At 47.4% G+C, this 24,194-nt stretch carries 23 protein-coding genes and 1 pseudogene; 10 read left to right on the forward strand and 14 right to left on the reverse strand.

What is annotated here, in order from left to right; translation table 11 throughout:
* On the reverse strand, positions 1-128 hold a 128-nt coding region (locus tag FC61_RS12595; RefSeq protein WP_420890108.1), incomplete at its 3' end, for an exonuclease domain-containing protein.
* A 264-nt stretch (positions 129-392) separates the two neighbouring features.
* On the opposite strand from FC61_RS12595, the gene mvk reads away from it, so the two are divergent.
* The 4 genes from mvk to fni are packed head-to-tail and all read left to right on the forward strand — an operon-like array spanning position 393 to position 4,490.
* Entirely contained in the window at positions 393-1,340 is a 948-nt protein-coding gene (gene mvk / locus FC61_RS02310; RefSeq protein ID WP_021742337.1) for a mevalonate kinase, read from the forward strand.
* Positions 1,337-2,311: a diphosphomevalonate decarboxylase gene (gene mvaD / locus FC61_RS02315; RefSeq protein WP_042516732.1), complete on the forward strand. Its 975-nt coding sequence runs from the start codon at positions 1,337-1,339 to the stop codon at positions 2,309-2,311. The genes mvk and mvaD overlap by 4 nt, the downstream gene beginning before the upstream one ends.
* A gap of 54 nt (positions 2,312-2,365) precedes the next feature.
* Positions 2,366-3,439 (forward strand): phosphomevalonate kinase, encoded by a 1,074-nt coding sequence (locus FC61_RS02320; protein WP_021742517.1) that lies wholly within the window; start codon positions 2,366-2,368, stop codon positions 3,437-3,439.
* 13 nt (positions 3,440-3,452) lie between these two features.
* On the forward strand, positions 3,453-4,490 hold the full coding sequence (fni, locus tag FC61_RS02325; RefSeq protein WP_021742518.1) for a type 2 isopentenyl-diphosphate Delta-isomerase: 1,038 nt from the start codon (positions 3,453-3,455) through the stop codon (positions 4,488-4,490).
* Positions 4,491-4,540: 50 nt separating this feature from the next.
* On the opposite strand, the gene FC61_RS02330 is transcribed toward fni, so the two are convergent.
* Positions 4,541-5,899, reverse strand: a complete 1,359-nt coding sequence (locus tag FC61_RS02330; RefSeq protein ID WP_035464963.1) for an RsmF rRNA methyltransferase first C-terminal domain-containing protein — start codon at positions 5,897-5,899, stop codon at positions 4,541-4,543.
* Positions 5,900-6,108: 209 nt separating this feature from the next.
* Here FC61_RS02330 and FC61_RS02335 point away from each other — a divergent pair, with 209 nt between their 5' ends.
* Positions 6,109-6,921: a Cof-type HAD-IIB family hydrolase gene (locus FC61_RS02335; protein ID WP_035464964.1), complete on the forward strand. Its 813-nt coding sequence runs from the start codon at positions 6,109-6,111 to the stop codon at positions 6,919-6,921.
* A gap of 56 nt (positions 6,922-6,977) precedes the next feature.
* Here the strand turns inward: FC61_RS02335 and FC61_RS02340 are convergent, their stop codons facing one another.
* Positions 6,978-8,138 carry an ArgE/DapE family deacylase gene (locus FC61_RS02340; protein WP_021742521.1) on the reverse strand — a complete coding sequence of 387 codons (1,161 nt, stop codon included), beginning with the start codon at positions 8,136-8,138 and terminating at the stop codon, positions 6,978-6,980.
* Between the two features lie 97 nt (positions 8,139-8,235).
* Here FC61_RS02340 and FC61_RS02345 point away from each other — a divergent pair, with 97 nt between their 5' ends.
* Positions 8,236-8,700, forward strand: a complete 465-nt coding sequence (locus FC61_RS02345) for a hypothetical protein (protein WP_039104676.1) — start codon at positions 8,236-8,238, stop codon at positions 8,698-8,700.
* A gap of 24 nt (positions 8,701-8,724) precedes the next feature.
* Here FC61_RS02345 and FC61_RS02350 read toward each other — a convergent pair whose 3' ends face one another.
* Both FC61_RS02350 and FC61_RS02355 read right to left on the reverse strand, forming a co-directional pair.
* Complete coding sequence (locus FC61_RS02350) at positions 8,725-9,588, reverse strand: aldo/keto reductase (protein WP_021742910.1); 864 nt, start codon at positions 9,586-9,588, stop codon at positions 8,725-8,727.
* A 2-nt stretch (positions 9,589-9,590) separates the two neighbouring features.
* Positions 9,591-10,466, reverse strand: a complete 876-nt coding sequence (locus FC61_RS02355) for an aldo/keto reductase (protein WP_035465128.1) — start codon at positions 10,464-10,466, stop codon at positions 9,591-9,593.
* Between the two features lie 123 nt (positions 10,467-10,589).
* On the opposite strand from FC61_RS02355, the gene FC61_RS02360 reads away from it, so the two are divergent.
* A complete protein-coding gene (locus FC61_RS02360; protein ID WP_021742908.1) occupies positions 10,590-11,462 on the forward strand; it encodes a LysR family transcriptional regulator in 873 nt (290 codons plus the stop codon).
* A 142-nt stretch (positions 11,463-11,604) separates the two neighbouring features.
* Positions 11,605-12,645 carry a zinc-binding dehydrogenase gene (locus FC61_RS02365; protein ID WP_024525279.1) on the forward strand — a complete coding sequence of 347 codons (1,041 nt, stop codon included), beginning with the start codon at positions 11,605-11,607 and terminating at the stop codon, positions 12,643-12,645.
* Between the two features lie 89 nt (positions 12,646-12,734).
* Here the strand turns inward: FC61_RS02365 and FC61_RS02370 are convergent, their stop codons facing one another.
* The 3 genes from FC61_RS02370 to FC61_RS02380 form a co-directional block, all read right to left on the reverse strand.
* Positions 12,735-13,037 carry a DUF2316 family protein gene (locus FC61_RS02370; protein ID WP_021742906.1) on the reverse strand — a complete coding sequence of 101 codons (303 nt, stop codon included), beginning with the start codon at positions 13,035-13,037 and terminating at the stop codon, positions 12,735-12,737.
* A 2-nt stretch (positions 13,038-13,039) separates the two neighbouring features.
* Positions 13,040-13,474: a MarR family winged helix-turn-helix transcriptional regulator gene (locus tag FC61_RS02375; protein ID WP_099963041.1), complete on the reverse strand. Its 435-nt coding sequence runs from the start codon at positions 13,472-13,474 to the stop codon at positions 13,040-13,042.
* Between the two features lie 69 nt (positions 13,475-13,543).
* A complete protein-coding gene (locus FC61_RS02380; RefSeq protein WP_011667604.1) occupies positions 13,544-13,990 on the reverse strand; it encodes a MerR family transcriptional regulator in 447 nt (148 codons plus the stop codon).
* A 100-nt stretch (positions 13,991-14,090) separates the two neighbouring features.
* Between FC61_RS02380 and FC61_RS02385 the strand changes: the two genes are divergently transcribed.
* Complete coding sequence (locus FC61_RS02385; RefSeq protein WP_042516731.1) at positions 14,091-15,110, forward strand: NAD-dependent epimerase/dehydratase family protein; 1,020 nt, start codon at positions 14,091-14,093, stop codon at positions 15,108-15,110.
* Between the two features lie 85 nt (positions 15,111-15,195).
* Here FC61_RS02385 and FC61_RS02390 read toward each other — a convergent pair.
* Positions 15,196-16,166: pseudogene (locus FC61_RS02390) on the reverse strand (zinc-binding alcohol dehydrogenase family protein).
* A gap of 110 nt (positions 16,167-16,276) precedes the next feature.
* Complete coding sequence (locus FC61_RS02395) at positions 16,277-18,304, reverse strand: KUP/HAK/KT family potassium transporter (protein ID WP_021742645.1); 2,028 nt, start codon at positions 18,302-18,304, stop codon at positions 16,277-16,279.
* A gap of 321 nt (positions 18,305-18,625) precedes the next feature.
* Here FC61_RS02395 and FC61_RS02400 point away from each other — a divergent pair, with 321 nt between their 5' ends.
* Positions 18,626-19,753, forward strand: coding sequence for an MFS transporter (locus tag FC61_RS02400; RefSeq protein ID WP_021742644.1), 1,128 nt, complete (start codon positions 18,626-18,628; stop codon positions 19,751-19,753).
* Between the two features lie 45 nt (positions 19,754-19,798).
* Here FC61_RS02400 and FC61_RS02405 read toward each other — a convergent pair whose 3' ends face one another.
* From FC61_RS02405 to FC61_RS02420, 4 genes are all read right to left on the reverse strand, one after another.
* A complete protein-coding gene (locus tag FC61_RS02405) occupies positions 19,799-21,775 on the reverse strand; it encodes a cation:proton antiporter (RefSeq protein ID WP_021742643.1) in 1,977 nt (658 codons plus the stop codon).
* Positions 21,776-21,850: 75 nt separating this feature from the next.
* Positions 21,851-22,204 carry an iron-sulfur cluster biosynthesis family protein gene (locus tag FC61_RS02410; RefSeq protein WP_021742642.1) on the reverse strand — a complete coding sequence of 118 codons (354 nt, stop codon included), beginning with the start codon at positions 22,202-22,204 and terminating at the stop codon, positions 21,851-21,853.
* A gap of 32 nt (positions 22,205-22,236) precedes the next feature.
* The gene (locus tag FC61_RS02415) at positions 22,237-23,340 is read right to left on the reverse strand and encodes a lactate oxidase (protein WP_021742641.1); all 1,104 of its coding nucleotides are present in this window, start codon (positions 23,338-23,340) and stop codon (positions 22,237-22,239) included.
* Positions 23,341-23,511: 171 nt separating this feature from the next.
* Entirely contained in the window at positions 23,512-24,159 is a 648-nt protein-coding gene (locus FC61_RS02420; RefSeq protein WP_052256008.1) for a TetR/AcrR family transcriptional regulator, read from the reverse strand.
* Positions 24,160-24,194 lie beyond the last annotated feature (35 nt).

Here is a 24,194-nt window from a genome sequence, read left to right on the forward strand (position 1 = left end):
TCAAAATGATTAATTACTTGATTATGCTGGACGAAGACGCACCCAATTTGGATAATGCGGTCGCCATCTGTCACACTGGTTCCGGTGGTCTCAATATCCACCACCGCATAAACCGTGTCTTTATCCATAATATGCTCACCAATTTCTGCACAATTGCGATAATAACTGGAACTTATGATACACCACTTAGCGGGCCAACGCTACGGTAAAAGCCGACCGGGCGACCGATCCATCCTCAGTCGCTTAACTGCGGCTAACAAGCCCTAAACTTTATAGAAAACGTTAATTTTTACGAGATTTTAAGATTTTAACGGGCAAAACTAGCGCAACGCTACCCAGTAGAGTATGATATTCTGGTAGATAAATTCGACAAAGAAAGTGAGCGATCGACCTTGGGGAAAACGGCAAGTGGCAGTAGTAATGCCAAAATCATTCTTATCGGGGATCATAGTGTGGTGTATGGTCAACCAGCCATCGCCCTCCCGCTCCCTTCAGTCACCACCCACGTCACTATGACGGCAACGGATCAAGAACAACTTCTCACGAGTCGTTATTATGACGGCCCTATCGCTCAAATGCATCAGAATTTAGCCGGCGTAGCCACCCTGATTAAAACTCTGCTACGTCGTTTTGACGCGGTTAACACGCCATTTCACATGACGATTACCAGTGATCTGCCGGCAGAGCGCGGCATGGGCTCTTCGGCAGCAGCGGCCGTAGCCATTACCCGAGCCATGTACGCTTTTTTTGACCGCTTTTTAAATCGTGAACAATTGTTAGCCAGTGCCGCCATTGAAGAAGCCATCACGCATGGTAAACCCAGTGGTATTGACGCGGCTACTGCCAGCTCAAATGCACCAATCTGGTTCATCCCCCATCAAGAAAGCTTGCAAATTCCATTTGCTTTAACCGGCTACTTGGTGATTGCTGACAGCGGCATCAAAGGACAAACTGGCAAGGCCGTAGCAGCGGTGGCCCGGCGAAAAACCGCTTTCCCTCAAGAAACTCAAACACAGATTAACCGATTGGGTGACTTGACATATCAGGCACGCCAGGCATTAGCAACGCCTAACATTCATCAACTCGGGCAAATCTTAACCGAAGCACAGCAGCAATTACGAGCGTTAGGTGTTAGTTCACGCGAACTTGATCACCTAACGCAGGTTGCTACCGATAATGGCGCCTTAGGGGCCAAATTAACCGGCGGCGGCATGGGCGGTTGCTTAATTGCTCTATGCTCGGACTTACCAACCACGCAACGCGTTCAACAGGCCCTCTTAGACGCTGGTGCTACGCAAACGTGGATTGAAACTTTCAACCTTGAGGAGGCACATTCATGACAGCGGTCACCGCACGGGCACACACCAACATTGCGCTGGTCAAATATTGGGGTAAAGCCGATCCAAACTTGATGCTGCCCCAAACCAGTAGCTTATCACTAACCCTTGACCAATTTTACACGGATACCACCGTTGAATTTGATTCACGTTTAACCCGCGATATGGTCCAGATCAATGACCAATTACTGGCAACTCCTGCCAGCCAAAAGGTCGTTGACTTCTTAAACATCGTGCGCGAACAAAGTGGCCAATCGGCTTTCGCACATGTAACCACCGTTAATCACGTGCCGACTGCAGCAGGTTTGGCCTCTTCGGCCTCGGCTTTTGCGGCTCTGGCTGGAGCAGCTAGTCGTGCTGCCGGGTTAGAGCTCACGCCAAGGGCGTTATCACGATTGGCTCGACGCGGCTCTGGTTCTGCCACGCGCTCCATTTACGGTGGTTTTGTTGAATGGCAAGCCGGTAGCGATGATCGCACCTCTCTGGCCATTCCCTTGCAGGAAACGGTTGACTGGCCAATCGCTGTTGTGGCCCTCGTATTGGATCCCCATCACAAGCGAATTAGCTCACGTCAAGGAATGCAATCCAGTGTCACCACATCTCCCTACTACCCAGCGTGGAAGACCGTTGTTGCTCAGGATTTAGCCACCATCAAACCAGCTATATTACATCAAGACTTCTCAACAATGGGCGAAGTTTTGGAAAGTAACGCCATGCGAATGCATGCGTTAACATTAAGTGCGCAGCCCCCTTACAGTTACTTCAATGGAGACACGTTAAGGGCCATGGACACGGTCCGAGTCTTACGGCAAGCGGGACAAGAATGTTACTATACCTTAGACGCTGGCCCTAACCTGAAAGTCTTTTGCCAGACGCCGGACCTGCCCGCCATCACGCAGAAATTTGCCGAACAATTCGGTACTGAACACGTGATCGTTGCTCATCCCGGACAAGGGTTACGCTTTCTTTCATAAATAAAGGCATTATTTAATAGTCATAATAGTTGTTACAAGAAGGGACCTGATTATTTGATTTCCGCGCAAGCACCCGGAAAATTATACATTGCTGGTGAGTACGCTGTGGTTGAACCGGGATATCCGGCCATCATTGTCGCACTTAATCAATTTGTGACCGTTACAATCGAGGCTAGTCGAGACTACGGTCGCATTGCATCGAAACAATACCAAGAAAATTCGCTCTATTGGCAACGGCAAGGAACGGAACTGGTTTTTGATAATCGCGATAACCCGTTCCACTACATTCTGTCGGCCATTCATCTGACTGAGCAGTACGCCCAAACACTGGGCAAGCCTCTCAGCATTTATCACTTGAATGTTAATAGCGAGTTAGATAGTGCTGACGGTAAGAAATACGGCTTAGGTTCCTCAGCCGCCGTCACCGTGGCAACCGTCAAGGCCCTGTGCCAATTCTACGACATCCCTATGAGTCAGGATCGTTTATTCAAGCTAGCGGCTATCGCTCACTTAGACGTCCAAGGTAACGGCTCGCTTGGAGATATTGCTGCTTCCGTATATGGCGGTTGGATTGCCTACCAAGCATTTGATCGCGATTGGTTGGCTTCGGCGCGGCGGGAACTTTCTTTAGAACAATTGCTAGACACTCAATGGCCCGGGTTACAAATCGAATTGCTCACGCCACCTGAACCCCTACGACTAATGATTGGTTGGACCGGAACACCGGCGTCCACCTCCCATCTCGTTGATAAAATCGCGCTGTTCAAGGCAACGCGTCGCAAAGACTATCACACATTTCTTCGGGAGAGTCGTGAGTGCCTACAACGCATGATCGATGGTTTCCATCATCAAGACCTCAACGCAATTCAAACCGAAATTGCGGTCAATCGGCAATTACTGAATCATTTAGCTCACCTGAGCCATGTAACCATTGAAACAACTTTGTTAAAGACCATGTGTGACATTGCTGAGCATGTCGGTGGTGCGGCCAAGTCTTCTGGTGCCGGTGGTGGTGACTGCGGGATTGTCATTATTAACGCCGCTAAGGATTTGGCTCACCTGTTAACTGAATGGGAAGCTCGCGGAATTGAACCACTAAAACTTAACGTCCATCACGTTATCGAATAAGGAGATTATCCCTATGGACCTATCACGTCATGCCCATCGCAAAGATGAACATCTATCCTTAGCAGAAAAGTTTTACACGCCAACGGCCGCTAGTCAATTTGACCAATTACGGTTTATTCACCAGAGCTTGCCTGAAATCAGCCTCACTGACGTTGATTTTTCCACTCAGCTTGGCCCGTTATCTCTAAAGGTACCACTCATGATTGAGGCCATGACGGGCGGTAGCCCACGAACGGGCGTTGTTAACGCCCAATTGGGACGAATTGCTGCAGCGACTGGCATGGCGGTCGCTAGTGGTTCACAGAGCATCGCCCTTAAAGATGAACAGGCCATTCCAACCTTTACTTCCCTGCGTGAAAACAACCCCGACGGCCTGGTTTTTGCGAACATTGGCGCTGGTCACGATGTACGGGCAGCCAAACGCGCTGTCCAGATGCTGGCGGCTAATGCTCTGGAAATCCACGTCAATACGGCGCAAGAGTTGGTCATGCCTGAGGGCGATCGCGACTTTCACTGGCTGGATAATATTGGAAACATCGTTGCGGCACTAGACGTTCCCGTTATTGTAAAGGAAGTTGGGTTCGGCATGGCGCAAGAGACTCTCCAAAAACTCCAACACATTGGCGTCAAACTAGTCGACCTGGGTGGCCGGGGCGGGACTAACTTCGTTGATATCGAAAATTTCCGCCGTCATCAAAAAGAACTCAACTACCTTGATACCTGGGGACAGTCGACGGTCGAATCTTTACTTGAAGCTCGCCAACAACCTGACTTACAGGTCATTGCTACCGGCGGCGTTCGTCAACCCCTGGATGCTGCCAAGGCGTTGGCTTTGGGGGCACGGGTTGTCGGCAGTGCTGGCCAGATTCTACACAGTCTAATCAAGACCGATGAGGCCACCACCACGGCTATGCTGTTAGACTGGCAAGTCGGTTTGCAAACGATCATGACCTTACTGGGCACTACCGACTTAACGCAGCTTCGGCAACAACGACTCCTGTTGTCACCAGAACTAATCAACTACTGCCAACAGCGTCAATTAACTTATTAAACAAAAGGCGTGTTCCCCAAGACCTGGGAGCACGCTTTTATTGATTTCATTTAATGATCGTAGACGGTGAATCGTAGCCCTTTAGGGAAAAAGTTTTTAACGGTATTACCGACAACTTTGCCAAAGCCAACTGGTTGACCCGCACAAACTAGCAAATACCAACCTTTCTCCGGTGCCGTGGTTAAAGTAAAGGTGTCACCATGGACCCATGCTCGCCACTGATCCGCCGTAATGGTTAGTGAACGACTAACGACTTGCGGATCACTCGCTAAGGCCAAAGCGTAAGCCGGCTCAAATCGATTCTTCTTGAAGACACCCAGATGCAAGCCCGGACGGAAAACATGAGCGTGTTTCAAATCCGGCAGTGTTACTGGTAAAGCAAAGAGTTGATCTTTGACTGTCACTAAGTTGGTAAACGTCGCTTGACCGAGAACCTGACCAGCGAAGTCTTGCCATAACTTTTGTTGGTCCCGCGTCAATGTTTGACCCAAGGTAGCCGACCCGCGAAGCTCATGGGCGTCACCGGTGTCACGCTCTAGTTTTGCCACAAAATGCCCCTCACCTTGCATGAGATGGGGGAACAACCGGGCGGCCTTAGCGAGTTCGGGATTGCCATCAGCCCATTCTGGTCGCGCATCAACCACGCAACCGACCTTTTGGATCGGTACCAAGTGAAATTCAGGGAAGTTTTGGAGTACCCACGCCATCATTTGCTCATCTTCTTCGGGCGCAAAAGTACAGGTGGAATAGATCAATTGTCCACCGGGCTTAACCATCTTCAACGCTTCTGTCAAAATATCACGTTGACGTGCGGCACAGTCATTCACATAATCTAATGACCAATACGTCATGGCCGCTGGATCTTTTCGAAACATGCCCTCACCAGAACAAGGTGCATCAACTAGTACCTTATCAAAATAATCCGGGAATACCGGACTCAGTTGTTCCGGCGCATCATTAAAGATGACTGCATTGGGCACACCAAACCGTTCAACATTTTCGGCCAATACCTTAACCCGTTTGCGATTAATTTCATTCGTGACGAGCAATCCGGTTCCTTGCAGATAGCTGGCTAAATGCGTCGTTTTTCCGCCAGGCGCCGCGCATAAGTCTAGCACCCGTTCACCAACTTTAGGTGCCGCCGTTGCGCCTACAAACATGGCACTTGGTTCCTGACTGTAGACTGCCCCGCTTTGATGCATCAGACTACGGCCACTTACTGAACCAAAATGACCTAAGGGCTCATAAGCAACCGTTGGTGTCTCTGTCAATGTCGTTGGTAAGTCATGGTGAGTTGGATTGACGCGATAGCCACTTAGACTGGGAGTGTCAAAGCTTGCTAAAAATGCGGCAGCCTCCGTTCCCAGTAGGCGTTGATATTTCGTAACAAAGTCATCAGGTAAATTCACCATTATTCCTCCATCTTGTTAGATACAATTATATACTTGCAATATGCATAATCCCATAAAACGTGTTTTTCTCTTTGCCTATTATACCCGTTTCTTAAAGCCGACACTAGCCCAAAATGGTAGTAACTTTTCAATACTTGTGGTACATTTAAAAGGCTAGTTTACATTTGATTCGACTTAAATACACTAAGAACTGTGAGGTGTTCTCTTTGGAACGAAAACTAATTGCGATTGATTTGGATGGCACCACATTAAACGCTGCTGCTGAGATTGCTCCCCGCACCAAAGCTGTTTTGAAAGAAGCCCGGGCGGCCGGACATATCGTCAGTATCGTCACGGGACGGCCAAATCGGATTTCCGCCAACATCTATGATGAACTGGGGCTAGACAGTCCCATGATCAATTTTAATGGCAGTTTGGGATACCTACCCCATCAGGATTGGGCCGATGAATACCAGTATACTTTCAACAAAGAAGTGGCCTTTGATCTCTTAACCCACCGTGAAGAACTGGGCATTAACATGATTGCTGCTGAAGGTAAAAACCTCTTTTTAGCTGTCCGCGATCAGCCGGTCGAAGTTGGCTTTTTCCCTTCCGTCTTGCAAGCTAACCAAATTCTTAACCAAAAGACCCTTCAGGAAAACCCAACTAGTTTGACGGTTGCCGTTGACCGTAGCCATCAAGAACACCTATTGAGTTATTTGCAGCACAACTTTGCCGACGAAATCGATGCAGCGCCGTGGGGTGGCCCTAACTCCGTGGTTGAACTCGGGGTAAAGGGGGTTCAAAAAGCAACCGGCGTTGAGTTTCTGGCAAACCATTACCACATTGCGCGTAAGGACATCATTGCTTTCGGGGATGAACATAACGATACTGCGATGATTGATTATGCCGGTTGGGGAGTTGCGATGCAAAATGCGACCCCTGCCATCAAGGCACTGGCTAATGACATTACGCCTTTGGACAATGATCATGACGGTTTGGCAACTTACCTACAGGATTATCTAAAATTAGCCGAATAAAAGGACGTCGACAGTTTCCCACTATCTGGAAAACAGTCAGCGTCCTTTTAATCCATCTAGGAGCGTGTTGCTTGTTGCAAGTAATCAATAAACAATTGCTGATACAGTTGCGTGAAATCTAAAAACATTTGCTTATTAACATATTCATCAACCTGATGAGCGGTATCGCTCCCGGGACCAAAAATAATAAATGGAAATTCGTGGCCCTTTTGTTTCAACAAGTTAGAGGCATCTGTAACAGCTGGTAAGGCTAATTTGGGAATAGCCGTCCCGGCATAGTCAGCCCCAATTTTAACAGCTAACTGGCTCAATAACGTCTCCTTGGGTTCTTCCACTGGCCACTGAGACATATACACATCCGTGGATACTTGAGCCCCTTGCTGATTTTGCTGATCGACCAATTCTTTAAGTGTGGCGACAACCTGATCATTATTAAATTCGGGAATTGTCCGCACATTCATTTCTGCCGTGGCCATCTCTGGAATTGAATTAACTTGATTTCCGCCTTGGAAAACCGTTGTATTAAAGGCTAAATCACCAAGCAGCTCATTATGGCGATCGCTATTCCGAAAGACCTGGTTCGCTTGATTCAAAATCACTAGCAAGGGGTCAATAGCGTTAACGCCCATTTCCGGCATTGAACTATGTGCCGCCTTGCCTTGAGAGGTTAATCGAATGTCCATTGACCCCTTGTGTGCGTAAAAGACGCGATAGCCGGATGGTTCACCAATCAGCAAAGCATCTACATCATCCATGGCACCTTGTTCTAGAAATGCCTGTGATCCCGTTTCGCCAACTTCTTCTGCAATAGTCGCCATCAGTCTAATTCGACCCGTCTTGGGCTGCCCCGCTGCTTGCAACTCAATCATCGCGATAACTAAGGCCGCTAATCCAGACTTCATATCACTGGCACCGCGACCATACAAGTTGCCGGATCGTTCTCTGAGCTTAAAAGGATCACTCTGCCATTGTGTGACATCGCCAGGAGATACCACATCCATGTGCCCAGAAATACCTAAAACGGGTGTGCCATGGCCAATCTCTGCGATCAGATTAGCTCGTCCAGAACTGACCGGCACAATTCTCGCATCAATATCATGATCCGTCAGTACCCGCTTAAGGTACTGCGCCACCAATTCCTCATGGTCATTCACTGATTGAATGGCGATCAAATCTGCCAACAGTTGAACTTTCTGTTCATCTGTAAAAACTGTCATCACACTGATTCCTCCTTTTTACAAAAAAAGTATACCGCAACTATCATGCAAAATCAGCTATTTTGTTATGATAAATCATTACTAACGGAGTGATTACGTGATAACCGTACAAGACTACTATGAACCAACTCAACCAACGTTACTCTTTTCCCTACATCCGGAACCCGCACAAGCGATCGAAGCCGGCACTAAACGTATCGAGTATCGGCGTCGTTTTTACCATCAAGAGCCATTTCAGGCGTTCGTTCATGTAACCGGTACTCACGGCGGTATTGGCCTATTTCTTCAAATTAGCCAGCCGCTAGTGGCAGCTCCCAACCGTTTACTAGCCAATCTGACCGCTACTGATGCTACCGCCATTCGCAACTATCTCGGCAATGTTTCCCAGGCTGTTGCACTGCCGATCCGGACTGTGATTGCCATTCCACGACTTACACTCGCTGACTTGCGTCAAGTGGATCCCCAGTTTACAGCCCCACGTGCATACCGGTTTCTCGATAAACCGGCGCAACACCCCTTGCGCCAATTTCTCTTACAACAACCAGGTATCAAAAAACCATGATCTCAAACGATCATGGTTTTTGCACTAATCATTAGCGTGCACGTCAAAGGCCCGTAATAACATATCCGCAACACCTGGTGCATCAGGATCATGTTGCCCATGCCCTTGATCTAACGCAGCTAATTGCGCCATTTCAGTTGGTGTTAAGTCAAAATCAAAAATATCTAAATTACTCTTAATTCGCGCTTCATGCACTGACTTAGGAAAGACAATAATCCCTAATTGATTTTCATACCGCAGAATCACTTGCCCAGCGTCTTTGCCGTACTTGACTGCTAGTTGTTGGATGACGGGTTCATTTAGGAGAGACTGATTTCCTTGTCCTAATGGCGCCCATGCCTCAAGCTTCACATCATGCGGTGCCAACAACTGACGCAATTCGGTCTGTTGAAAGTACGGGTTGAATTCAACCTGATTAACAGCGGGAATCGTGGTGAACTCTGGAACAAACTGTTGCCACAACTTAGGTGTCATATTTGACACCCCAATTGAGCGAATCTTTCCCGCCTTTTGAGCCGTTTCCATGGCCCGCCAAGCACCAGGAACATCACCATATGGTTGGTGAATTAAATATAAATCAAGGTAATCTAACCCCAATTTTTGGAGCGATACGTCAATTGCACGTTGGGCTGGTTCGAACCCAAAATCCTGTAACCACAGTTTACTAGTTACCCAAATCTCATCACGTGGAATGCCACTGTCCCGTACCGCCTGTCCAACCTCAGCTTCATTGAAATAAGCAACGGCTGTGTCTAAATGGCGATAGCCCGCTGCCAAAGCCGCTTTAACGGCTTGATACGTTGAGCCGTCGTTGGGAATTTGAAAAGTACCGAAACCAACTGCTGGAATTTGGTTCCCATCGTTTAATTGAATCGTTGGTGTTGTCATTGTTAATCAACATCCTTTCGTAATTGCTTAAGACTTGACCCAAAAATTTGCTCAATCGTGGCAGGATCGCGGTGGTCAAAAAATTGGCTCTCACCACGATCTAATCCCGCTAACGTTGCCATTTCTGCCGCAGTTAATTCAAAATCAAAGACTGCTAAATTTTCGGCCATCCGTTCTTGGTGAACAGACTTAGGAATGACCGTAATTCCTCGCTGTAATAACCATCGCAAAATAACTTGACCAGTTGTCTTCCCATGTGCTTGGGCAATCGTGCTAATCGTCGGATCTGTAAAAATTCCGTGCTGTCCTTCTGCAAATGGTGCCCAAGCTTCAACTCGCACATGATCGGCTTGGTTAGCGGCCACTTCTTGTGGCTGTTGATACCATGGATTAACCTCAATTTGATTAACCGCTGGTTGGACGGTCATCGTCAGCTCCAAATTTTTAAGTTGATCCGCATAGAAGTTCGACACCCCAATCGCCCGAATCTTCCCCGCATGGTAAGCTTCCTCCATTGCTCGCCAAGCGCCCATGACATCGCCATACGGCTGATGTAACAAGTAGAGGTCCAAATAGTCTAATCCTAAACGTTGCAGGGAAGCATCAATTCCCTTCTTAGCTCGTTCATAGGTGAATTCTGAAATCCACAATTTAGAGGTCACAAACAAGTCACTACGCGCCACACCACTCTGCTGAATCGCTCGGCCAACTGCCGTTTCATTTTGATAAGCCGTAGCAGTGTCAATCAACCGATACCCGGTTTGAATTGCCTGGGTAACAGCCCTTTCACACTCAGCTAAATCCGGCACTTGAAAAACGCCAAACCCCAATTGGGGCATCGTCACGCCATTATTTAACACAATTGTTGGTACGGACACATGATCAAATCCTTTCTTGTTACCTGATTGGCCCCTATGATAGAACAAACTGAGACGGTTGAAAATTACTTCTTAAACATGCTAGTATACCATTAACGCATACTACGGAGGAGTGGAACTCGGATGTTAGATAATCACTTGCTGGAGGAATTGGCAACCTTTGCTCAAACTAAGACATTGGCAGAAACCGCAACTAAACTCAATATCACGCAACCAACCGTGACTCGGGGCATGCAAAAATTAGAAGAGCAACTCGGCGTTAAGCTTTTTGAGCGCCATCCCAATCGACTCACTCTAAACGCCACGGGGAAACTCGCTGCAGCCGAAGCTACCCGATTACTGGCAGCCCAGCGTGAGGCTGTCACTCGGATTCGCAATTTTGACTCATCACACCAAACCTTTCCCATTGCTACCACCTTACCCGGTCCGTTACTTTACTTGCAACACACCCAAGGGCACTTACCAACTACAACGCACTTGCCAACCACATTGCTGGCACCGGAGCGAGTCACAACGGCTCTCACGTCACAACAAGCCATTGTGGTATTAACCAATCAGCCGCTCGACACGCCATTAATCACGAGCCAATCAATCGGTATTGAGCGTTTAGCCGTCAATCTGAATCAATTCATGTATCAGGCTAATCAGGCAACCGTTAGTTTTGCTGAGCTTCAAGGATTAAATTTTATTGTGTTACGTGATATTGGCCCGTGGCGAGACATCATTCAGCAGGCCATCCCTAACGCCCAATTCTTCTACCAGGAACAGCGAGCCGCATTACTCGCCTTGACTAAATCTGCTAATTTGCCGTTCTTCACCACAAATTTATCTATATTTGACCCCACTTTTACCACAAATCAGGTCACAGAACAACGCGTTTGCTTACCGATCAATGATGTTGCGGCCCAAATGACCGTCTATGCCACCTACTTGCGCACTGAAAAAACACGAGTCCAGCCACTGATTACCCAACTTTCAACCCATTGGCCCAACTAAGCTGTCACGGGTATGCCTGCAAAAAAATAATTATTTTTCAATTTTCACTTGCTTTCGAGTGGACTCGAAGGCGTACACTAAGGTTAAGCTGGTTGAATGTGGGCTATCACCACTTCTCAACCCAACAAGGAGGAAATACATGATGAAATCCACTATGTTTATGGAACCCGGCAAAGTTGCCATCGAAGACATCGAAAAACCGCAAGTTCAGGCACCTGATGATGTGATTATTCACGTCGTTCGCACCTGTGTTTGTGGGTCAGATCTGTGGGCTTATCGCGGCTTAGAAGATAAGCCACATCATTCTGAGAACACTGGTCACGAAGCCATCGGGATCGTCGAAGCGGTTGGGTCTGACATCACAACTGTCGTTCCTGGTGACTTTGTGATTGCGCCATTTACTCATGGTTGTGGTCACTGTGCCGCTTGTCGTGCCGGTTTTGACGGCGATTGCCAAAACCACACGGACAACTTCAGTAATGGTGTTCAAGCCGAATACATTCGTTTCCAACACGGCGAATGGGCCTTAGTCAAGATTCCTGGCCAACCATCTGACTACAGTGAAGATATGTTGGCCTCCCTGTTAACTCTCGCCGATGTTATGGCGACCGGTTATCACGCCGCTCGTGTCGCTAACGTGAAAACGGGTGATACCGTTGTCGTCGTTGGTGATGGTGCCGTGGGTCTTTGTGGGGTTATTGCCGCACAAATGCGCGGTGCTAAGCGTATTATTATTATGAGTCGGCATGAAGATCGGCAAAAGCTAGCCCGTGAATTCGGCGCAACTGATGTCATCGCCGAACGGGGCGATGACGCGATCGCCAAAGTTAAGGCCTTAACCAATGGTGCTGGCGCTGACGCCGTCTTAGAATGTGTCGGCACGGAACTATCCAATGTTACCGCCATGCAGGCTGGTCGTCCTGGCGCCATCGTTGGCCGGGTAGGCTTACCCCATGAACCCAAGATGGATATGACCGCATCATTCTACAACAACACTATCATCGCTGGGGGCCCTGCTTCTGTCACGACCTACGATAAGCAAGTCTTATTGAAGGCTGTCTTAGACGGTGATATTCACCCAGGCAAGGTCTTCACCAAGCAATTTAGCTTAGACGATATTGACGCTGGCTACCAAGCCATGACCAATCGTGAAGCAATCAAATCATTGATTGTCGTTGACTAATTAGACAGTCATTCAGATAAAAACACCAACTAAGCCTATTACCTAGTTGGTGTTTTTTGTGTTCAGATTTAGCTGTTAAATCAGCGGCATTAATCCGCTAAGCTTCCCCGCCGAATGCGGCCTTGATTTAAAAACCAATGCCGTAATGGCGATCCGTTTAAGCGGCTGTAAGGAATAGGCTGCTGTTGTTGCGCCTGTATGGCGGCGTTGAGATAATTTCGTAAGATCCACGGGTCTTCAATCCGACTAACCTGCAACTCCAATACCGCGTCCACGTAATCTGGTGTGGTTTGGAGGTCTGCCGCAACCTGGTCAACCGTTAAGCCACTTAATTTAAAGTTAGCCTGTAGTTCTTTTCGCGTTGCTTGTTCTTCTGAAATCGTTAATGACATTGTTAGGACTCCCTTGATAATCGCTGTAAGATCAGCTTCAACGTCTCAGAAAGTTGCGTCTGCTGGTCGACAGGAACTGCCTGCATCATTTGGCGATTGACCGTGGTGAATGCAGCCGCAATCTGTTGCGCCACCTGCTCACCGGCAGTCGTAACGTGCAACTGTTTTTCTCGATCATTGTCAGCTGCCACCTGGCGTACCACCAATTGCTGCGTTAACAACCGCTTAATCAGATTTGATGTACTCGCCGCTTGGCGCCCCAGGTAACTGCCAACTGCTCGCTGATTAGTCCCCGGGTGCTGATCAATATAATTCAGTGCTCGGGCCTGCTCATTGTTCAAATTTAACTGCTTTAGTTGCTGATTCAACGCCTGTGTTTCTGCTTGGGCCAGTTGGTAAATCAGCCCCATCAAGTTTTGCTGCGTTTGCACTACCACCACCTACTTCCTTAGACGTAGGTCCAGTTTATCACAAACAGTTTTAAATACAACTGTTTTGTTTAAAACTTAATTTAAAGGTGCCAAATACGGATTGGGTAAGCCATTGGCAATTTTTTCCGCTTGGGCCACCGCCTGTTCTTGGGCAACTAAAGCCGCCGCATCCGGATCATCATAAATATTGAGTTTAAAATCAATTTCCTTCAAATTATCCTGGATGAGAGCTAATCGGGCTAAAATAGCTTCACGGTGAGCGTGCAATAGACGCTGTCGTTGTGGCACACTGGTGGGGCCTTGCATCACGTAACCAATGTATTGGCGAATATCAGCAATGGTCATCCCGGTATTCTTTAAACAGGTAATCGTGTGGAGCAAATGCAAGTCGCCCTCAGTAAATGCCCGATAACCCGACTGATTACGGGCAACGAATGGCAGTAAGCCTTGCTTATCATAGAATCGAAGCGTATAGATGGATAATCCCGTCTTGTCCGCTACTTGTTTGATCGTATACGTCAAAAAAATTGACCTCCTAGCTTGCCCTAGAGTGTGGTCTAGGGTTTATGCTGTCTACATTAACTAATTTCATCGCGCCATGCAAGCGCTAAAGGAGATCACTATGTCAAATGAAAAGGTCCTAGTTACTGGGGGCAATGGCTTTCTGGCCCTCCATATTATTCAACATTTACTTATCCAAAACTATCCCGTTCGGGCGACCTTACGTCGCTTAGACAAGGCTAAAACCGTTCGCCAAGCACTCACTAATGTTCAAACGCCCCATTTGGACCGATTAGAATTCGTTCAGGCCGACTTAACTACCGACGCCGACTGGCCAGCCGCTATGACTGGTATCACGTATGTGATGAGTGTGGCTGCCCCGGTCTTCGTTAACGGCGCGACTGTCACAGATGCCGTTGCCAACACCGCCGAAGCCGGTACGCTACGAATTCTCAAGGCCGCCGCGGCCGCTGGCGTCAAGCGGCTTGTCATGACTGCTAACTTTGGTGCAGTCGGGTTTAGTAGTCTTGATCCGACCCATGTGATTACGGAGGACGACTGGACGGATCCCCAACAATCAGGACTTTCGGCTTATGAGCAATCAAAACTACTCGCGGAAAAGGCGGCTTGGAACTACGTCACCGACCACAATCACCCCTTTGAGTTGGTCACGGTCAATGCCGGCGCGATATTGGGACCCGCATTAGACGATCATGTGAGTGGGAGCTTTGGTCTCGTAAAACGCCTGCTGACGGGCCAGGCTACGCCTAATTTAACCGTTAGTGTCGTTGACGTTCGCGATGTTGCCGATATCCATATCCGGGCAATGACCACCCCAGCCGCTGCCAATCAACGTTTCTTGGCAGTAGAAGATCATCCTATTTCTATGAAAGAAATTCGGACGTTGGTTAGAACCCGTTTTCCTGAATTAGCGGACCGACTACCTAAGCACTTTTTACCCAATATTGTCATTAATGTCTTAGCCCCCTTTAGCTCTGCCATTAAAGAAGGTCATCTCATGTTGCATTTGAGCCATCACGTTAGCAATCAGAAGGCCCGAACGGTATTGGGATGGACCCCATTAAGTAGTGCAAAAACGGCTGTAACCGAAGCCGTTAAACAACTCAAACCAACGTTATAACGGCACCAGTGTTGGAAATTAAAAATCAGTCCTTTCCAAAATGTGGAAGGACTGATTTTTGTTATTTAACCGATCGTCATTATTTCTATGCTTCAATCACCACAACATACTTTCCCCAGCCCTGGCGGCTCTCAATTTCCGCGTGGGCCTGAGCCCCACCTCACGGAGAGTAAACACCTTCGTCGGGTGAATGTCGACGTGTTTTTCCGTCACGAGGTCCACTAACTCCTGCAACAATTGTGGTTCCACCTCACCAGAAGAAAACGACGTCAAATACCGATTATTGGGAATATCGCCAATCGGTTCAAATGCATCGAAAGCCCACTGACCACCCAATTCACCAGTTGAGCTGACAATGCCACCGGGCGTTAAATGTTGTAGAGAGTCCTTGGCCGTCTTAGGACCGATTAAGTCTAAAATCTTATCAAAGGTTGCTGCGGCTGGCAGATGCGTTAATTCACCCGTCAAAACTTGATCAGCCCCTTGTTCTTGTAACGTCGCCGCCTTATCAGCATGACGGGTCGTACTAGTGACGCGAATGCCGGGTTGCAACGCATGGGCCAACTTGGCAGCCATCATGCCCACGCCACTTGATCCCCCACGAATCAATACGTGATCTTGTGGCTGCAATCGTAAGCCGCGTAGTGCCCCATACGCCGTATATCCCGTTTCGGGTAATGCCGCCAATTCAGCCCAGCTGAGATCCGTCGTAATCGGATATAGCTGCTCATTAGGCAGAAGCACATACTCCGCATAACTACCGTCAAACGCCCGGCCCATCTCGCCCATAATTGAGATGACCGTTTGACCAGTGGTGAACTGATCGGGCGCTGTGGTAGCAGCTACCTCGCCAACGACTTCAATTCCCAAAATCCGAGGAAACTCGACACTCGGCGACAGGCCCTGACGCGTAAAGACTTCTGAATGATTAATCCCAAAACCGTGAACCCGAACTAAGCTCCAACCAGGCTTTAACGCTGGGCGGGGCACTTCGCGATACGATAAAACGTCCGGTGCCCCGGGATGATCAACAACCACTGCGTGCATCATCTGCATAAATATTGCCTCCCTTTTAAGTTAAGCATAGTTCATGATGTCACTATTTGGAAAGGACTAAACTTAAGCAAAATCGTCGCAATTCTTTCAAAACCAAAGTTTTTGATCATTTACACTTGATGACGAGTTGTCTGTCGTTTCGCTAAATGAACCAGCGCTGGGTCGGTCATTGGCTTGGTAAATAACGGAATCGTTTCTTCAAGCACATCGCTAAATTCCAAGCCATACCAAATCGCTGGCGACGGCGTAATGTTTTGTAAGAAGATCCGTCCACCAATTAAGAATCGATCGAATTGGTGCATTGTGGGATTTCCCGCCAAATCCATAATCTGCTGATTCTGAACAACAAATTTAAAGTCACCGACCTGTCGCGGTTGCGTAATCCCATAACTCGAATACTGAGGGTCAATACTATGATCGGCAATCAGGCTGGTTACAATTGCCCGTAAATAACGATTAATATGTTGTGACTTACGGAATCCTAGATTCAGCCGCACTTCAACCACATTGCGCGTTCCCAACATGTCAACGCTGTAGCTACAGTCGTAAGGACGATTGGTTTCATTAATCGTAATAAACCAATAGACCTTCGCGCGCTTGGGTCGTTTATCTAAAATAGAATATAGAATTGACCGCTTGACTCGATGCAACTGATCCACCTTAGCCAGGTAAACCAAGTTAGTTGCAAATAGCGGCTGGTTATCGTCTTGACTTAGTTGAATCAACTGCGACCGATAATCCAACAAACTGATCTGTTCATCGGCTTGGTTATAGCGTAGGCGCCGCCGGTTACCAAAAAACCAAACGACCATAATTAAGAAGATCATCAACGTGAGTCCTAATGTCAGATATCCACCATGAATAAACTTTGTTAAACTGGCCACCAAAAAGAGGGTTTCCAATAAACCAAATCCCACCAATAAGGCCAATGACCAGAACCGGTGGCCTTTCATTTGAACCCACTGGCTCAACAATATCGTTGTCATCAACATCGTCAAGGTGATGGCCAATCCATACGCCGCTTCCATATGCGCCGAGGTTTGAAATAGCCAAACAATGCTCAGGGTTACCAAGCACAGCAGCCAATTGATAGCACCAATATAGATTTGACTACGCACGTTGCTAGGATGTTTGATAATCATACGCGGGAGAAACTTCAGTCCCACTGCTTCATCAACCAACGTGTAGGACCCCGTAATCAAGGCTTGTGAGGCAATAATCGCCGCAATTGTGGCCAGCACAATCATGGCAACCCGACCACCACTGGGAATCATCTCATAAAACGGATTGATATTGGTCACATTTCGCCAGGCGGGTACTTGACTATGAGTTAACATCCAAGCGCCCTGCCCTAGATAGTTTAAAATCAACATCGCATAAACGAAGGGCCAAGTTGCATCTATATTGGCCTTACCCACGTGCCCCATATCGGAATACAATGCCTCTGCGCCGGTGGTTGCCAGGAAGACGCTCCCCAGAATAAAAATACCCATTTTATTCGTTGGACTAAACAGCACCTGAATCGCATAAACGGGTGAAAATGCTCGGAGAATCGCCGGTGCCTGACTAATGTTGAGCATCCCAACGCCCCCGATGATGGTAAACCAGAGTAACATCATCGGTCCGAATGAACGCCCAACGACTGCCGTTCCTAAGACTTGAATCGTAAAGAGAATGACCAATATCAGCGTAACACTAAGCGGAACCAACCATGAATACTGAGAAAAGGCCCTTAGATCCGGTAAGCCTTTAAGGCCCTCAACCGCTGAGGTCACGGTGACGGCGGGGGTCAACGTCCCATCTGCCAGTAAGGCGGCGCCACCAATCAAAGCCACGAAAATCAGCCACTTAGCACGATGGCGAACCAGCGCATAGAGGGCAAAGATACCACCTTCGTGGTGATTATCAGCCCGCAAAGCAACGAGCACGTACTTCACTGTCGTAATCAGCATAAGTGTCCAAAAGATTAAGGAAACACTGCCAATCACGTAATCCGGTGTCGCATTTTTCAATGGACCAGCATCGTTAATCAATGCATTCATAACATACAAGGGCGATGTCCCAATATCACCGTAAACCACCCCCAACGTAATCAGCATACCGAGCCATGAGCCCTTTTCTAGCCGCTCTTTACGCATAATGGTCCCCCCATTTCAGCCTAATCTGCGACTCATACTATACTAGCTTTTTTCACGATTGGGTAATTAAACGACCTTAAACTGTATTATCCACATAAGTCTTGGCTGTCGCTTTGTTATATGAAGTTACTTACCATAAGTTCCCTCTGCAAGCGTTAAACACTTCTACCGGTTTCGTTGAGACGTAAATTTCCACTGGTTATTTCTCGTTGTTTCAGCTATACTGGTTGCAACAAATCAATTCCGATAGCGAGACCATCTCGTCATGTTACTAGTTAGGACACCCTACTAGGCTGGAAGAAGCCTAAGGAGTGTCCTTTTATGTCCAAGAAATTAACGCCATTGATCCTATTACTTGCTATGAATCTGCGCTTAGCGGTCACCGCAATTCCCCCCTTATTCGGCATTATTCAACAGCACCTTCACATAACCAATACGACTACTGCTCTATTAGTTACACTACCATTAATCTGTTTTGCAATTGGTGCCCTAGCAGCGCCCAGATTAATTCACCAACTAGGCATCGGACCATTATTATTGCTCACCACTGGCATTCTCGTAATCGCCAACATTGGTCGACCAATCAACAGGTTGACTCTAATTGGTGGAACCATCCTGATTGGCGGGGCCATTGCCCTATTGAATATCCTAATCCCCACACTGATTGCAGCCACCACGCCATCCCGCGTCACCCAAATGACCAGTTATTATTCCCTGACTATGAATCTTATTGCCGCTATCGGTACCGCTATTATCTTACCGTTAGCCACTGTTTGGGGCTGGACAACTGCCATGCAATTGCTTGGACTACCGGCTGGCTTTGCATTATTGGCCAGTGTTTTTTATCGTCACGCACTGCCCACCCAATCGCGTGTTACCTCCACAACTAACGTGCACTGGAAACTCGATCGCTCAACCACCTTGCTAGCCTTATTTATGGGTTGCCAATCTCTTATTTTTTATACACTAACAACTTGGTTACCGACCATTTATCAAGCCTTTGGGGCCAGTGTCGCTGAGGCAGGTACCTTATTATCAGTCTTTCAGCTTGTCGGTATCCCTGCCGCGCTCGTTCTCACCTACCGCTGGCACTTCCAACGATTACTTCCGCTTATTTTACTGGGGTACCTGGTTGGCTTGACCTGTCTACTTTGGCGCGGTTGGGGACACTGGCTCTCAGCAATTATTCTGGGATTCACATGCTCATTGGTTTTCACGCTCGCCCTTAATCTCATCGCCACCAGCAGTCGCCGGGTCACAGTAGTCGCCCAGCGATCCGCTATTGCCCAATCCTGTGGATACTTATTAGCGGCTGTTGGGCCACTTCTACTAGGTCAACTTAATCACATTTTTGCTAGTTGGCAACCCGGACTTTTCCTCATTGGTGGGTTAATGATCTTAACCGTTAGTATTGGTTACGCCTTAGTCACGACTACGCATCAACAATAACTGATAAAAAAGCCAACGCCATGAATCACGTTGGCCAATCGATTATTAACTTAAAAACGCCTGTTGGTTTTGAATGTAGCCTGTTTCATCAAACACAATTTCTTGTTGGAGCTGTTGCGCCAGCGTCGCCGGTATCTGGCCCTTTTTAAAAGCAGCTTGTACTAATTCATACTGGACGTGAAAAGCTTGTAAAAATAGCTCGTACACGATATCCGAATCAGCAGGAGCTAAATTCATCTGGCGATGACGTTCGTGATAATAACGACGCACCACATCCACGGCTGCACGATTATCCACCGTACGCTCTGCCGTCAATTGCTGCATGGCTGCGTGATAGCCGCTCTTTTCCAGTGGTCGAATTGACCGCCCCTTAGCCGTAAACTGATCAGCCCAATACTGTTGCTCCATCACTAATGGCGACGTCATAAAGGTCTCCTGCGCTGTCTGAATATCGTGGGAAACATGCCCCATATGCAGACCAAACCACAGCCGTAATCCTAGATTGCGCCACCAAATCTGATCAACCGTAAAGCGACTATAGGTCAAGAATTTTAGGTAGTCTCGCTGTTCATCCGCTGTTATTTTACCTTGAACCCGTAACGTCGTAATCTCTTGCTGCTCTGCCAAATCCGCCTGGCGGAATAAGGCTCGTTGTTGTTGCTTTTTAAAACCATGCTGTTGTTGTAATTGCTGCCGTAATGCATCAATAACAATCTGGGCTTCACTAGATGTTGTAACTTGCTGTTCTAGCTGCGTAATTGCCGCTAATTTTAGGCGCTTGCTCCAACTTGCTAGATCATCAACTTTGTCTTCTTCTGAACCAACAATCCGGGGCAAGACAACGGTCGGAACCAATAAACTTAATAAGATGACAACCGCCGCCATAAAGATCAACGATCCCCGTAAATTAATGGTGAGTGGTAGTGAAAAGGCTAATGCTAACGTTATGGTTCCATTGGCACCGCTCAATGCCATTAACCAACTATCAAGCCACCGATGTTGGCTCGGCTTATGCATCCAAACCAAATAACGGGACCAGATTAACCGTAATCCCAATTTGATCACGTAGATAAGTCCCCCAGCCAGAACTAATTGCCACCAAGGAACCAACGTATTCTGTAAAGCTGACTGCCAAACCAAAGGCAGTGAAATGCCGAGCAACACAAAGACCAAACTCGATAACATTCCGTCAATCATTTCCCAAACATTAGCACTCACCAACTGCATCCGACTTGCAGTCAATCGCAGTTTTTCTCGTTCAACCCCTTGAATAATCCCGGCCGCCACCACGGCTAAAATTCCAGAAACACCCATGATGGTCGCTAAGTAATACAGTAAAAACGGCATTGCCACTTCGATGGTAACCAAGATCAGTGGCGTGTCATCCCTCTGACGGATTAACCATAAGCGTACCTGTGCAATGACCAAGCCCAGGATTGCCCCAACCAATAATCCCCCTAAGAACTCTCGCCCAAAGTCAACCACTGCAGTGCCTAATGAGAATTGACCTGACAAATACGTGGCCAAGGCTAAGTCAAACGCCACAATCCCAGAAGCATCATTAAACAGCGATTCATTTTGTAAGATAATCTGTGGAATCGTGAACTCGTCTGATGCCGGAACAATCGCACTCACTGCTGCCGCGTCGGTTGGCGTCACAATAGCGCAGAGGGCCAAGGCCAAGCTCAGTGGTAGGAACGCAAATAATTGATGTAAGATGATCCCCACGAATAACACTGTTACGATGACCAAGACAATTGCCAGCGAAAAAATATTCACAATTCCCCGTCCAACCCAATAACGTGAGACATTTTCGGCCTCGTTATACATGAGTGGCGCAATGATGGCAAAAGTAAACACATCCGGGCTGAATTGAAAACCGTGATAGAGTGGCAGAAAAGAAAATATCAGTCCGAGGCCTATCAAGAAGAAGGGCAACGGCAACCGCTGATAATGCCGCCCCAAAACATTTCCCACAACAACGGCCACTAATAATAGCAGCACCAAAAACACAATTTTCATCCAATTCCTCCATTAATCAAAGAAAAGCAAGGCCCGTTAGTCTTCGCCACGGAGACAACGGTCCTTGCTTTTAGATTACACGTTATGCGACGCATCTACAATCTCAACGTTATCATCAATCATTTCATTACCCGATAATTGAATCGTTCCGTAAGTTGTATTCAACGTTAGCCGCATACGCTCATCCAATAAACTGGTTGAATACCCTTTAACGTACCACGTTCCTAAGTTCGTTGTCAGTGACGCTTCATAATCGGTCATCGGCATGTCAGCCGCAATAATGACAATTTGAAAGTCCACCTGTAAGGCAATTAAACCGTGATGCGAGTATGGCCCTACCCCATCGTTGTAACTGAGTAAAACCCGTTTATCCGGCCCAAGCTTTGGCAGCAATTTAGCTTGAACCGCAGCATCGATCTCTAATTCCACACCAATCGCCTGCTTTCTATTTCAGATTAGGCCTAATGGCGCAGTAACTTCGCCTGCTTAACGTCTTCAATGGTTTTCGTTCCCGCCAACTGCATATCAATTAGGAGTTCGTCGTTTAAGTGATTAATCACTGAAGTCACGCCTTGAGCACCACCCAAAGCTAAACCATAAATTACTGGTCGGGCCAAGGCCACCAAATCAGCACCATTGGCTAGTGCCTTAAAGACATGTGAACCCCGGCGAACGCCACTATCAAAAATGATGGGTACCCGGTGATTAACTGCTAAGGCAATATCGTGTAACACATCAAATGATGCTGGACCACCGTTTAACTGTCGACCACCATGATTGGATACATAAATTCCGGCTGCACCAGCGCCAATCGCGGTCATGGCATCTTCCACGGATTGGATACCCTTAACAATCACCGGCAAATGTGTATATTCTGCAATCCGCCGAACGTCATCCGCATTAATCTTCTGCGCAGCGGCCGCGTAAATTTCTTGAATTCCCTTGCCCTTACCATCGCCTTCACTGAACTTTGTCAGATTAGCCATTGGAATTGGGAATTGGAACTTATTAACGATATCGGATTCACGATAGCCATCCACAGTCGCATCAACTGTCAGGATAATCGCCTTCACATTTGCCTTAATGGCCTCATCTAACAGACTTTCGTTGAAGTGCCAATCCTTGCTCATATATAGCTGGAAGAATTGCGGTGCTCCCTGACCTGCCGCCGCCGTATCAGCAATTGAGGTAGAAGAATACGTACTCTGCGCCATCAAAGCACCGGCTGCGGCAATTCCTTGTGCCGTTGCCATTTCACCCCGTGAATGCGCCAAACCTTGGGCAGCTGCCGGTGCCATCATAATCGGCGTTTGTAGATCTACCCCAAAAATCTGGGTCTGCGTGCTGGGATGTTCAATATTGGTCAAGGCACGGGGGATAATCTGAACATGATTAAAGGCCTCTGTGTTTTCCTTTAACGTCCATTCATCTTCGGAACCACCACTGATATAACCAAATCCTCCAGCTGGAATAATTTGCTTGGCTCGTGCTTCCAGGGACGGTAAATTCAAAATATCTAAAGATTCTTCGCGATCACTTTGTTCATAACCATTAATCATTGTCATCAGATCATCACTCCTCAATCATTGATGTGTTTTTTATAAGCACAGGTAGATAATAACACCTGGAATTATTTTGTCAACACTTACTAAAAATAAGTGTCAACTTTTGACCTTTTTACCAGCTCAATTTTATCGTGCACAGCAAAAAGGCCACAATTACTCGTGGCCTTTGACTTATTTATGAATAAGTCGAATCAGTTGTTCCGTAATTCGTTGTAAATCAGCGGTCTCGTTGGTATCACTCACTGGCATGTAGGTTGTTTGAATGCCATAGCCGACAATTTGACCGATAAACGACCGAATTAAATCGGCCGCTTGAATATCGTCACGCAATTCTCCGGTCTGGCGGAAAGTCGTAATAATTTTATTGAAGGTCGCAAAATTACCAACCCCAACAATTTTAATGAATGACTGGCGAATTTCAGCATTAGTCATCATCTCAACGGCAAATATTTTCACAGCCTCACGATTAGCTTTAAAGAAGGCGTACCGATCTAATACGACGAAATGGACCTTTTCCGCCAATGTTTGTGGTCGTTGAATTCCCGCCACAAACTCATCCCGGTAAACCGGAAAGAAGTTGTCCATTACTGGCTGAAGAATCGCCAATAACAAATCCTGTTTCGTTTTAAAATACTTAAAAATCGTTGCTTGACTGATACCAGCACGATCAGCAACGGCTTGCGTCGAGGTGCCATCAAATCCTTGATCGGCAAAGAGTTCCAGCGCGGCTAATAGTGCAACTCGTTTGCCCCGTGGCATTTTTTGCTGGTCCAACCAGTCACGATAATTTCGAAACATATCCGTTGCCAAGCTTGTCACTCCTTTTTAACAATCCATTCACCTATTCTACCTGA

Origin of the sequence: Levilactobacillus brevis ATCC 14869 = DSM 20054 (assembly GCF_001433855.1) — a bacterium.
Taxonomy (GTDB): Bacteria; Bacillota; Bacilli; order Lactobacillales; family Lactobacillaceae; genus Levilactobacillus; species Levilactobacillus brevis.